This window comes from Pseudoalteromonas rubra (assembly GCF_004212645.1).
Lineage (GTDB): Bacteria > Pseudomonadota > Gammaproteobacteria > Enterobacterales > Alteromonadaceae > Pseudoalteromonas > Pseudoalteromonas rubra_G.
Genome location: NZ_PPUZ01000032.1, coordinates 112198 through 124596 on the forward strand (window position 1 = coordinate 112198; position 12399 = coordinate 124596).

General features: G+C 51.3%; 8 protein-coding genes and 1 other RNA gene. 7 read left to right on the forward strand and 2 right to left on the reverse strand.

All coding sequences use genetic code 11. The features are described 5' to 3' along the window. From dnaE to C3B51_RS12370, 4 genes are all read left to right on the forward strand, one after another. Complete coding sequence (gene dnaE, locus C3B51_RS12355; protein ID WP_130245219.1) at positions 1-3492, forward strand: DNA polymerase III subunit alpha; 3492 nt, start codon at positions 1-3, stop codon at positions 3490-3492. Between the two features lie 16 nt (positions 3493-3508). Then, positions 3509-4465: an acetyl-CoA carboxylase carboxyl transferase subunit alpha gene (accA, locus tag C3B51_RS12360; protein ID WP_046003859.1), complete on the forward strand. Its 957-nt coding sequence runs from the start codon at positions 3509-3511 to the stop codon at positions 4463-4465. A gap of 101 nt (positions 4466-4566) precedes the next feature. Further along, complete coding sequence (gene tilS / locus C3B51_RS12365) at positions 4567-5922, forward strand: tRNA lysidine(34) synthetase TilS (protein ID WP_130245220.1); 1356 nt, start codon at positions 4567-4569, stop codon at positions 5920-5922. After that, complete coding sequence (locus C3B51_RS12370; RefSeq protein WP_125720889.1) at positions 5897-6238, forward strand: hypothetical protein; 342 nt, start codon at positions 5897-5899, stop codon at positions 6236-6238. The genes tilS and C3B51_RS12370 overlap by 26 nt, the downstream gene beginning before the upstream one ends. Positions 6239-6285: 47 nt before the next feature. Here the strand turns inward: C3B51_RS12370 and C3B51_RS12375 are convergent, their stop codons facing one another. Continuing rightward, complete coding sequence (locus C3B51_RS12375) at positions 6286-7182, reverse strand: GGDEF domain-containing protein (protein WP_125783235.1); 897 nt, start codon at positions 7180-7182, stop codon at positions 6286-6288. A 206-nt stretch (positions 7183-7388) separates the two neighbouring features. On the opposite strand from C3B51_RS12375, the gene C3B51_RS12380 reads away from it, so the two are divergent. Next, a complete protein-coding gene (locus tag C3B51_RS12380) occupies positions 7389-9389 on the forward strand; it encodes a monovalent cation:proton antiporter family protein (RefSeq protein ID WP_130245263.1) in 2001 nt (666 codons plus the stop codon). 13 nt (positions 9390-9402) lie between these two features. On the opposite strand, the gene C3B51_RS12385 is transcribed toward C3B51_RS12380, so the two are convergent. Next, positions 9403-10548, reverse strand: a complete 1146-nt coding sequence (locus C3B51_RS12385) for a patatin-like phospholipase family protein (RefSeq protein WP_125720893.1) — start codon at positions 10546-10548, stop codon at positions 9403-9405. A 440-nt stretch (positions 10549-10988) separates the two neighbouring features. Here C3B51_RS12385 and C3B51_RS12390 point away from each other — a divergent pair, with 440 nt between their 5' ends. Together C3B51_RS12390 and ffs are read left to right on the forward strand one after the other, a co-directional pair. Then, positions 10989-11888, forward strand: a complete 900-nt coding sequence (locus C3B51_RS12390) for a DUF3014 domain-containing protein (protein WP_130245221.1) — start codon at positions 10989-10991, stop codon at positions 11886-11888. Between the two features lie 157 nt (positions 11889-12045). Beyond that, positions 12046-12142: signal recognition particle sRNA small type (gene ffs / locus C3B51_RS12395), an RNA gene on the forward strand. Positions 12143-12399: the final 257 nt, after the last annotated feature.

The window sequence follows — 12399 nt, forward strand, 5'->3', positions numbered from 1 at the left end:
ATGGCAGCACCTGAGTTTGTTCATTTAAGAGTACACAGCGACTTTTCTATGGTCGATGGGCTGGCAAAAACCAAGCCCATCGTGGCGCGTGCCGCCGAGCTGGGCATGCCCGCGTTTGCCATCACCGATCAGATGAACTTATGTGGCCTGGTGCGCTTTTACGGCGCGGCCCACGGTGCGGGTATTAAACCCCTGGTTGGGGCCGACTTCTGGCTTAAGAGCGATCAGTTTCCGGACGAGCCTAGCCGCATTGTGGTGCTGGCCAAAAATAACGAAGGGTATAAAAACCTCACCTTATTGATCTCCGAGGCTTATTTACGGGGTCACGTATTTCACCGCCCTGTGATAGACAAAGCTTGGCTGGCCAAATACAAAGAAGGCCTGATCTTATTGTCCGGTGCCAAAGACGGCGACGTGGGTAAAGCGCTATTAAAGGGCAACCCGCAACTGATTGCCGACACGGTGGAATTCTACGAAACCCATTTTGCCGACCATTATTATCTTGAACTACACCGAACCGGACGTGAGCAGGAAGAGGAATACCTGCATGCGGCGGTCGCGCTGGCGACAGAAAGAGGCTTGCCGGTTGTGGCAACCAACGAAGTGGTGTTCCTCCATGAACACGACTTCGAACCCCACGAAATTCGTGTGGCGATCCACGACGGCTACACACTGGAAGATAAAAACCGCCCCAGACGCTTCTCCAAAGAGCAGTATCTGAAAACCCCTGAACAAATGCAGGAGCTATTCAGTGATATTCCGGAAGCGCTGCAAAACACAGTGGAGATAGCCAAGCGTTGTAACGTCACCGTTCAGCTGGGCACTTACTTCCTGCCAGATTATCCGACCGGCGATTTAAAAATCGAAGACTTCCTGGTGAAGGTGTCCCGTGATGGTCTGGAAGAGCGTTTACAGTTTCTATTCCCGGACGATGCCGAGCGCGAAGAAAAACGCGGTCCGTATGATGAGCGTCTGCAAATTGAGCTCGACGTAATCAACCAGATGGGATTCCCGGGCTACTTCCTGATCGTAATGGAGTTCATTCAGTGGAGTAAGGATAACGATATACCGGTAGGGCCGGGGCGGGGTTCCGGTGCGGGCTCACTGGTGGCGTATGCACTAAAAATTACCGATCTGGACCCGCTGGAATTTGACCTGCTATTCGAACGTTTCCTTAACCCGGAACGTGTCTCGATGCCTGACTTCGACGTCGACTTCTGTATGGACCGCCGGGATGAAGTCATCGACCACGTATCTAAGTTGTATGGTCGTCAGGCGGTATCCCAGATCATCACCTTTGGTACTATGGCCGCCAAGGCGGTAATTCGCGACGTGGGTCGGGTGCTTGGTCACCCTTATGGTTTTGTCGACCGTATTTCTAAGCTCGTCCCGGGCGATCCGGGTATGACCCTGGCCAAAGCCTTTGAGGTGGAGCCGCGTCTGCCTGAAGTGTACGACGGCGATGAAGAAGTTCGAGAGCTGATAGACAAGTGTCGTATTCTTGAAGGTTGTACCCGTAACGCCGGTAAGCACGCCGGGGGCGTGGTTATCTCGCCGACCAGTATCACCGACTTTGCCGCGCTGTATTGCGATGAAGAAGGTAAGTTTCCGGTCACCCAGTTTGATAAAAACGACGTTGAAACGGCCGGTCTGGTTAAATTCGACTTCCTGGGTCTACGTACACTGACTATCCTGCAGTGGGCGCTCGATATGACCAACGAGCGACTGGCGCGCGATGGCATTGAGCCGGTCGATATAGCGGCTATTCCGTTAGATGATCCGGCCAGCTTCGAAGTGCTGCTCAGAGCCGAAACCACCGCGGTATTCCAGCTGGAATCGCGCGGGATGAAAGACTTGATCCGCCGTTTGAAGCCGGACTGCTTCGAAGATATGATCGCACTTGTAGCCCTGTTCCGTCCGGGTCCGCTACAATCGGGGATGGTAGATAACTTTATCGACCGTAAGCATGGCCGCGAAGAGATCTCTTACCCGGACGCACAGTATCAGCACGAGAGTCTGCAACCTATCCTGGAGCCCACTTACGGGATCATCCTGTATCAGGAGCAGGTAATGCAGATAGCCCAGGTCCTGGCAGGGTATAGCCTGGGTGGCGCAGACTTGCTGCGTCGAGCCATGGGTAAGAAAAAGCCCGAGGAAATGGCCAAGCAGCGTAGCACCTTCGAAGACGGTGCCAGAGACAACGGCGTTGACGGCGAACTGGCAATGAAGATCTTCGATCTGGTAGAGAAGTTCGCGGGTTACGGCTTTAACAAGTCACACTCTGCTGCATATGCACTGGTATCATATCAGACGCTGTGGATGAAGACCCATTATCCGGCCGAGTTTATGGCAGCGGTAATGTCGGCGGATATGGATAACACCGACAAAATCGTGACCCTGGTAGATGAATGCGAAAACATGAAGTTGACGCTGCTGCCACCGGACGTCAACGCGGGTGTGTATAAGTTTGCGGTAAACCGCCAGGGCGAAATCGTCTATGGTATCGGCGCCATCAAAGGCGTAGGTGAAGGCCCGGTTGAAGCCATTCTGGAAGCCCGTGAGCAGGGCGGCCCATTTAAAGACTTATTCGATTTTTGTGCCCGGGTTGACCTTAAACGCCTGAACCGCAGGGTGATTGAAAAACTGATTTACGCAGGCGCGCTGGACCAGCTGGGTCCGGAGAAAACCCAGCCAGGGCGTGCCACCTTATTGGCTAGCCTGAAAGACGCCATGAAGTCTGCTGAGCAACACCATAAGGCCGAGTCACTGGGGCAAAGCGATTTGTTTGGCCTGCTGGCCGTTGAGCCAGACGAAGTTGAGCAGGCATTTGTTAAAGCGGCCCCGCTGTCGGATGATGAATGGTTGCAGGGTGAAAAAGACACCCTGGGCTTATATCTGACCGGTCACCCAATAAATCAGTACAGAAAAGAGTTAAAAAATTACACTTCTGGTCGTCTAGTAGAATTACAGCCGACGAATCGCGATGTGCAATCGACGGCTGCGGGATTGGTTATCAATGCAAGGGTATTGGTCAACAAAAAAGGCAAGCGTTGGGGTCTGATAACTTTAGATGACAAGAGCGCACGAATTGATGTACGCTTATTCCCTGAACAGTTTGAAATGTACCAAGATATGCTGCAAATGAACCAAATCTTGGTAATATCCGGACAGGTCAGCTTTGATAACTTCTCCGGCGGCATTACAATGACCGCCAGAGAAGTCTGCACCATAGCTCAGGCCCGCGAAAAGCGGATCAGTGCGATAAAAATGACCCTGAATATGGTGCAAATTGACACGAACTTCATAGATAATCTGAAAAAAGTACTGGAACCGTACAAATTCGGTACATGTCCGGTCAAAATCCAATATCAGCGCCCGGACGCGATAGCGGAAGTGACATTAGGTATGCAATGGTGTGTGACGCCCAGTGATGATCTCCTCAGACGATTATCCAAGATGGCGGCGCAGGAAATAGAACTAGAATTTAATTAAACAGGTAGTTTAGAGCATGAGCCTCAATTATCTTGAATTTGAGCTTCCGATTGCAGAATTAGAAGCAAAAATCAATGAATTACAAAACGTAAGCCGCTCTGGCAGTCTTGATCTCAGCCTTGAAGAAGAGATCAGCCGCCTCAAGGAAAAAAGCGTAGAGCAAACGAAAAAGATCTTCGACAACCTGGGTGCCTGGCAGGTATCTCAGTTGGCGCGTCATCCGCTTCGTCCTTATACACGCGATTATATCGAGCGTATTTTCACTGAATTTGACGAGTTTGCGGGCGACCGTACATTCGCAAATGACCCGGCTATTCTGGGTGGGGTTGCACGTCTAGACGACAAACCCGTTATGGTTATCGGCCAGCAAAAAGGCCGCGACACGGCTGAAAAAATCAAGCGTAACTTTGGTATGCCAAAGCCTGAAGGCTATCGTAAAGCCCTGCGTCTGATGGAAATGGCTGAGCGTTTTAAAATGCCAATCATCACTTTCATCGACACCCCGGGTGCCTATCCGGGTGTTGGCGCCGAAGAGCGTGGCCAGAGTGAAGCAATTGCACGTAACCTTAAAGTGATGGCTGCACTGAAAGTGCCGACCATCTGTACCGTGATTGGTGAGGGTGGTTCTGGTGGTGCACTGGCCATTGGTGTGGGCGACCGCGTTAACATGCTTCAGTACAGCACTTACTCTGTAATCTCACCGGAAGGGTGTGCCTCTATCCTGTGGAAGAGTGCAGAAAAAGCTCCTCTGGCCGCAGAAGCCATGGGTGTATCTGCAGCACGCGTTAAAGAGCTGGATCTCATCAATACCATTATTGATGAGCCTATGGGTGGCGCACATCGTAACTACGACACGATGGCGAAGAACCTCAAAGCACAGCTTAAGCGTGACCTGGGCGAACTGGAAGCGCTGAGCACAGAAGAAATGCTGGAGCAACGTTACCAGCGTCTGATGTCATTTGGTTATTGCTAAGCCACTGTGACACAGCAAGACTGAAAAAAGCCGCATTGCGGCTTTTTTTGTACCTGCGAAACCGGGATAATACGACCTAAGTACCGACAACGTCCGTGATTATGATTCAGACCCCGCTATATAAACGTTTTGCTGCCAGCCTGGATAACTTACTGGCTGATGAGTCAGCGCATGCTAAAACGCAGACGCTAACGCGTGGCCTCACTGTGGCGCTCTCCGGCGGGGTAGACTCTGTGGTGCTGCTGCACCTGTGCCATCATTATGTGCAGTGCAATTCTCGGCTGGCGTTGCAGGCAATTTATGTTGATCATGGTTTGTCGCCTAATTCTCTAAAGTGGCAGGCGTTTTGTAAGGCACAATGTGAGGCGCTGGCCATCGACTTTACCCCGGTTTCGGTCAAGGTGGTGGCACAAAGTCGTCAGAGCCTTGAAGCGCAGGCCCGTGCAGCACGTTACGAGGCACTGGACAGGCAGGCTTATCCGCATCATGCATTGGTACTGGGGCAGCACGCAGACGATCAGGTTGAAACCTTTCTGCTGCGCCTCAAACGGGGCTCTGGTCTTAAAGGACTGGGCGCCATGCAGGCACGCACTGAGTTGCCATCCGGTCGGGTGTGTCTGAGGCCCTTGCTCACATCCCAGCGTGCAGACATAGAAGCGTTTGCCCAGACATTTGGGATTTCTCACATAGAAGATGAGTCAAACCTCAGCGACCGCTTTGACCGCAACTTCTTGCGTAACCAGATATTGCCCCTGCTAAAATCCCGCTTTACGGGCTTTGTTCCCAGCGTTATGCGCACCATCGAGCTGTTACAAGGGCAGCAGGCATTGCTGGATGAAATCACCCGGGCCGATCTTTTGCATTGCCTGGATGAGCAAAGCTTGTCTGTTAAGCGCCTTGCAGAGTTTGCGCCATTACGCCAGCAAAACCTGGTGCGTGCCTGGCTGGCCGAGCAGGGCGTTCAGATGCCGTCGCAAAAACAGCTGGTTCAGATCCTGACACAGGCATTGAATGCCAAAGCGGACGCACAAATGGCAGTTACTTTGCCTGCCGGGCAGGTTAGGCGTTTCAGAGACAACTTATACTGGGTCTGTGAGCAGGCACCCAGGCAGTCGCACAGCAATATCGCTCTGACGCCTGTGATGCTGGATGAAAGCACGACATTATGTGTTATTGAGGGGAAGGGGGTTCGCCATCCAATGCCCGATGAAGAGGTGTCGGTGCGATTTAACTGCCTGAGCGAGAAAGTTAAACCGCTTGGGCGTAGTGGCCGTAATACCCTCAAGCACTGGCTAAAAGATTATGGTGTCCCCACCTGGGAGCGTGGCCATGTGCCGCTGATTTATTACAACGATGAATTAGTGCAGGTGGTGGGATTTTTCGTCAATGAGGCGTATGCATCGTCTCAGGGACTCAATTGGAAGTTAGAAGATGCAAGAAACACACAAGATCGGTGAATCGCTGGCAAACAAAGCTATCTGGGCAGTGCTTGGCTGCGGTGCTTTGTTTTTTATTCTGGCAATGAATGGTGGCCTGAATATCGGCAATCTTGTGCTCAGTCTGAGCGTGGGCGGGCTGAGTGCGGCGCTGTTACTGGCCTACTGGCACGGCAAGGGGGGGAGCTTTTTTATCTTTGGCCTGGGTGCCCCTATGCTGGCCGTTATTTTCAGCGACCTACCCAACTTTTTGTCACTGGCTTGGGTGATCAACAGCTTCTTCGCGGGTTTTGCACTGCTACTGTTGCTGTATAAGCTGGTTTTACTGCGTAAGTAAGGACCATATTGCGTTAGGGGACGCAATATGGTCAGGCAGTTTGTTGTTTAGATTGTCCGGGCGCAGTCTCTGCCGGCGTCCTTAGCGCGATACAGCCCCTTATCCGCCCGCGAGAAAATTTCATTCGGGCAATCCTGGCTGGTTGCCAGCGTAAAGCCAATGCTGGTGGTAACATTATGGCTCTTCATGATAGTACAGCATCTGACAGACGCCATGATGCGCTCCGCAATCACTTTATTGGTGGTAAAGGCCGGGTCGTCAATCAGGATCGCAAACTCATCGCCGCCAAAACGAAACACGGTGTCTGTTGCCCGCACGGACGACTCCAGAATGCGCGCAAATTCAATTAAAACATCGTCACCCATTTTATGGCCGTACAGGTCATTCACTTGCTTAAAGTTATCCAAATCCAGCAGCATCAGGCTAAAATTGCAGTGATGACGGCGGCTGCGTTCAAGCTTTTTGGCCAAAAACTCATTAAACTGGCTGCGATTAGACAAGCCAGTCAGCGAATCTTTGGTGGCCAGCTTGAGTACCCGCTGATACATCAAGGCGTTTCTGAGTGGATACAATAAGCAGGTATGCAGCTGAATAAGCCGTGCCTGCAACGCCTCGCTCAGGCGATATTTACTAAAATACACAATTTGACCCAGATGCTGGTTGTTTAACTCCAGATCAAAAGTATAAGGGCTCAGTTGGTTGTTGCTTTGCTGCATCTGAAACACGCCTTCACTGGAGTGAAACTGCAATCCGGCGAGGTTGATAATGCGCTTAATATAACCAGCAAAGATGTCGAGTAGTCCATTTACATCGAGCGTTGTTTGTAATTTTTCAGTCAGGCTCATTGGGTTTTCGGGGACGTGCGACATTTGCATTTGCGCGTTAAACGGCAAAAAATCCCCGCGCGTCGGTGCCCGCTGTGTCAAAATATGGACATTTTCCATCTAGTATTCCCCTAAAGTACAACATTCAGTCTGTTCTAAGCGAGTTTCATGCCAAAAATTTAAACTGGCTGAAAAACAGCTGCTTGCTATATTTAGTAGTGAATAAAAAATGCTCACCACTATTTTATTGACGCTTGGGAGGCGCTTTGCAGCAAAATTTTGCCGGGTTTTTAGGTGAGGATGTCACCAGTACGCTAGTTGCCGCCCTGGAGGGCCAGTTTACCGGGTTGATAGCCTTATTGCTCTGTGCCGTGGCGCTGGTATGGTCGTTTAAGCGGGTTGGATTGCCGCCTATTCTGGCTTACTTGTTAACCGGCCTGCTGGCGGGCAGCTATGGCTTTGGCTGGATCAACAATAGCCATGAGATCCAACTGATAGCCGAGCTGGGCATTGTGTTTTTGCTGTTTAGTCTGGGGTTGGAGTTTTCGATCCCCAAACTGATGGCAATGCGCAGCGTGGTATTTGGGCTCGGCAGCTTACAGGTGCTGGTCACCACCGTTGTGCTGGCGGTGATCTTAAAGTATCTGGGATTTAACTGGATTGAAGCCCTGATCATTGCCAGCCTGATAGCCTTGTCTTCTACAGCCGTTGTGGTGAAAGAGCTCAAAGAGCGGGGCATATTGAATATTCGCCGTGGTCAGCTGGCAGTGGGGGTTTTACTATTCCAGGACATTGCGGTGGTCCCGCTGTTGATCACCATTCCTTTATTAAGCCAGTCTGATAACCAGGTATTAGTCGGCGCGCTTATTCTAGCGCTCGCCAAAGGCGCGTTTGTCTGTATGTTGTTGTGGGCCATTGGCAAGTGGGTGTTGCCCAAAGTCTTTAACGAAGTGGCGATGGCCCGCACCGATGAGCTATTTGTACTGACCACTCTGGTGGTGGCGCTGTGTGCCGGGGCGCTGACCTATGCGTTTGGCCTTTCCATGGCGCTGGGCGCATTTCTGGCCGGAATGATGCTCGGCGAAAGCCAGTTCAGGCACCAGCTCGAAGCTGAGATACGGCCCTTTCGCGATATTCTGATGGGGCTGTTCTTTGTGACTGTGGGCACACAGCTCGATGTATCGTATGTGATCCAGTCGTTTATCTATATTGTGCTGGTTCTGGCGCTGCTGATTGTACTGAAACTGGCCATTATTTTCCTGCTGGCCCAGCTGATGGGCGAGCGCCGTAAAGATGCCTTTGCAGCCGGTGTGTTGCTGTGGCAAATGGGCGAATTCGGCTTTGTACTGGTGGCGCTGGCCGGCAAACACCAGTTGCTCAGTGCCGAGGTAGCCTCGTTCCTGATAGCGCTGGGGGTGTTGTCTATGGCATTAACCCCGTATTTGATCAGCGAAACAGATCGGCTTATCAAGCTGTTTGGTATCGACAGCGACGGGCGCCCAGAGCCACACGAGCAGGGTTTTATAGACTCCAGCAAGGTTAAAAACCATGTGGTGATCTTTGGTTATGCGCGGGTGGGGCAGACCATTGCCCGGTTTTTGCGCCCGGAAGCCATTCCATATATTGCCGTAGAGCGTAACCCGGCCATTGTTCAGGAAGCGATAACCGCCGGCGAACCCGTGGTATTTGGCGATCCAACCCAGCAGGAAGTACTGAAATCCGCCAATGTCAGTGAAGCTCGCCTGGTAATTGTGTCACTGAATGATTTCGATAAAGCCCAGGCCGTGATAGACGCCGTGAAGCGCTTTGCCCCTGAGGTAAAAATTCTGGTGCGAATGAAGGACGATACCCACCTGGAGGCACTCAAAGAGCTCGGTGCCACCGAAGTTGTGCCAGAGTCGCTGGAGGCCAGCTTGATGATGGTATCGCATGTGTTGTATATGTCTGGCGTGCCGATGCGCCGGATCCTCAAGCGGGTCAGTATTGAAAGGCAAAACCGCTACGAATATTTGCACGGCTTTTTTACCGGCGACAGCCAGGAAATGAAAGAATACGCGGGCGCAGACGGTGCCAGCTACAGCTCAGACAGGCTGGAGTATTTGCATGCCATAGCACTGCCGGACGATGCCTTTGCGGTCGATAAGTCGATTGCCGCGCTGGACCTGGCACGTCATAAAGTGGTGGTAAAAGCACTGCGGCGTAACGGCGAAGAAATCTCTATGCCGGATGAAGAGATCACCTTATGTGCCAGCGATGTATTACTGCTTAAAGGCAAGCCGCGGCGAGTGGAGCGGGCCGAGCAATTCCTGCTAGACGGCCTGCCTTAGCGCAGGCCGTGGGTTAATCCAGCTCCAGAAAGGCACGAATTTCGTCCAGCCGGGCAAGCCCGTCCTGATAACCATACTCGATCAACTCCCGGGTATAGGCTTTTTCGAACAACAAGTAACTGGTCAAACTCGATGGCGAGTGCCGCCTTACCCCGATAGAGCGCAGTAAGAGCTTAATAGCCATCGGCAACTCATCGTAATAATGTAAAGCCAGCTCATTGAAATTATGAGTGGGATTGACCACTAAGGTTTTAATGTGTTTCAGCTCTTTGTGTTTATCTCTGGCGGGCAGCAACCCGACCGTGCGGTTTACCCGCTCCAGCCGTTCCAGATCCGATTGTAAGGTATCGCTGAATACGCTATCGAGCAGGTGACCCGCAACCACCGACATGCCGGGAAAGTGCGGCTCGTAGCCAAGCGGGGTCGGAATTTTTGGCTGCTCAACACCAATGACGAAAATCTTCTCGGCCCCCAGATGGATTGACGGGCTCAGTGGCGACAGCTGGTGGATTGAACCATCACCGTAATAATGATGCCTGACCCGCACACTGGGAAACACCATAGGAATGGCACTGGAGGCCATCAGGTGATCCAGGGTGATATGGTCGGGCACACCAATGCGCTTGGCGCGTTGCCACGGGCGCGCGTCCTTTGCCTGATAAAACGCCACAGAGCGGCCGGTTGAGTAGCTGGATACGGTTACCGACAAGGCATCCAGATAGCCGCGCTGAATGTTACGGTCGATCCTTGACAGGTCGAGCACCTCGCGCAGCAGGTGGCGCAGAGGTGTGTTATCCAGCAAACTGGCTGGTGGCTGATTGATATATTCAGCCTGAAAACTGCGCATCATATTACCCAAAATGTGGCCAAACGCACCGACAAAACCACTCTCGTACACCATATCGGTATGAAAGTTTTTCCAGATTGACTCTATTTTACGGATCGCCAGATGCATATTCGAGGCATAACAAGCCAGGCCCGCGGAGTTGATGGCGCCCGCCGAGGTGCCGTTTATAATCCGAAAGGGCAGCGGGGCGGTTCTGGGCAGGCTGTGCGCCAGCGCTTTTAGCACGCCAACCTGGTAGGCAGCCCGGGCCCCACCACCGGTTAATAACAGTGCTGAACGAGGACATGAACGCGAACTGTGCTGCTGACTCATATGCTTCCTTAACCACGCAATTTACAAAGGTTGATTTGAGAAAAAATTTCAGGCCTTGAGAAGCCTAACACACTTACTATAACGATTTGTTTAACTTAGTAAAACAGCAATACATCGCGATTCAGAAACAAATTCATTGACGATTCATATTGCGCCCATATGCTCACTAAGCAGTAATTGATATTGCACCTTGTCGCGGATGCGATATCTTTTAATGAATACTCACCAATATTGGATGCATTTGTGAGTATACGCGTTTAAAGAGACTAAAAATGCCATAGGTTGCAAACGCAAAGGTCGTCAAAGGGCCCAGCGATAAGCTATAATCTTTTGTATATTATAGATTATTTTTGTTGCCTGAGACGCGGCCAAGCGCCCAATCTGGCACTTTAATCACCGTAAGTGCAACTAATTCGTTTAGCAAATTTAATGGAGCTTCCATGTCAGAGCACAACTCAGCAGAATCAAGGAACAGCAAGCCGTCTAACAGCCACTTATTGCTTGCCGTAAGCGTGGTCGTGGCCCTCGTTATTGTGGCCATATTTGTGCTTTCAAACCGGGACAATCAGCAGGAAAACGCCAAGTTTAAACAAGACGTTGTGGTGCCGGAGAAAACCCCAGCGGAAGTGGTCAACACTGCACGCCCAGAGCCAGCTACTGAGGTTGAAGAGCCCGCAGCGCCTGAACCAATTGTAGAGCCTGAGCCTGTAACGGAACCTGAGCCACTGCCACAGCGTGAACCCGAGCAACCAGTAGCTGCGCCGCTTCCGTCACTGGATGAAAGCGACGTAGCCCTGAGCGAGCAGATTAGCAACTATCTGAACGACACAGCCATGGATTTGGTGGTCACTGACGACATGATCCGCCGCAGCGTGGTATTTGTCGACAACCTGGCACAAGGTAAAGTGGCTAAAAATCACTTCCCGGTTAGCAAGCCAAAAGACAGCTTTATGGTGATTGAAGACGACATCATCATTACAGACCCAAACAGCTTTGAGCGTTACACGCCTTACGTCAACATGCTTAATGCCATGAGTACTGCGCAGCTGGTACGTACGTACAATAAATTCAGACCATTGATAGGTGAAGCCTATGAAGAAATAGGTTACGACGGCGGCGAATTCGACCTGACCCTGCAAGAAGCCATTGGCGAGCTGCTGGAAACACCTATCCCGGAAACCAGCCTGCCACTGCTGCAAGAATCCGTGACTTATAAGTACGCTTATGCAGAGTGGGAGCAACTGTCTGATGCGCAAAAGCTATTCCTGCGCATGGGCCCGGAAAACATGAAGAAGATGAAAAAGCGCCTGCAAGATCTAAAAGTTGCGCTGGCAAAGTAAGCTAACAACCCAAGAAAAAACCAACCAAAACAGCAAAGCCCGTCTAATTGTATACTCACTAAGCAGTTAGCCGGGCTTTTTCACATTTACCCTTGCAACCCAACGCGAAACTCGCGATAATTCATCCCGCGCCAAACAAGGCCCTCAATGGTAGTCTTATTGGTCCTCTCGCAACGATAGTTCGTGAACCTGGTCAGGTCCGGAAGGAAGCAGCCACAGCGGATGACTCGTGTGCCGGGATGTGGCTGGTAAGACTGCCACCCAAACTCCAAGTTTGCGGTGTCAGATTTCACTCCAAAATCAAAACTCTTATAAAGCTAAAAATATTTTCCAGTCACCCTTTTACTTTGTCCTCATATTTTCTGTGTTGGTTTCGAACATTCAGAAAGTTCATCTAGTGTAACTCAGAACCAGATCCGCGAAAAAGCAGGGATCTCGAATTTGTTGGCTGACATATGGTTGGCAGATCAAATTGCCGAAGAGTCCAATGCCTGTCTCGCATACTTATCTG

Bases quoted from the DNA above. Each gene is read 5' to 3' on its own strand.
- dnaE (WP_130245219.1), top strand. From the start codon at position 1: ATGGCAGCACCTGAGTTTGTTCATTTAAGAGTACACAGCGACTTTTCT.
- accA (WP_046003859.1), top strand. From the start codon at position 3,509: ATGAGCCTCAATTATCTTGAATTTGAGCTTCCGATTGCAGAATTAGAA.
- tilS (WP_130245220.1), top strand. From the start codon at position 4,567: ATGATTCAGACCCCGCTATATAAACGTTTTGCTGCCAGCCTGGATAAC.
- C3B51_RS12370 (WP_125720889.1), top strand. From the start codon at position 5,897: ATGCAAGAAACACACAAGATCGGTGAATCGCTGGCAAACAAAGCTATC.
- C3B51_RS12375 (WP_125783235.1), bottom strand. From the start codon at position 7,182: ATGGAAAATGTCCATATTTTGACACAGCGGGCACCGACGCGCGGGGAT.
- C3B51_RS12385 (WP_125720893.1), bottom strand. From the start codon at position 10,548: ATGAGTCAGCAGCACAGTTCGCGTTCATGTCCTCGTTCAGCACTGTTA.
- C3B51_RS12390 (WP_130245221.1), top strand. From the start codon at position 10,989: ATGTCAGAGCACAACTCAGCAGAATCAAGGAACAGCAAGCCGTCTAAC.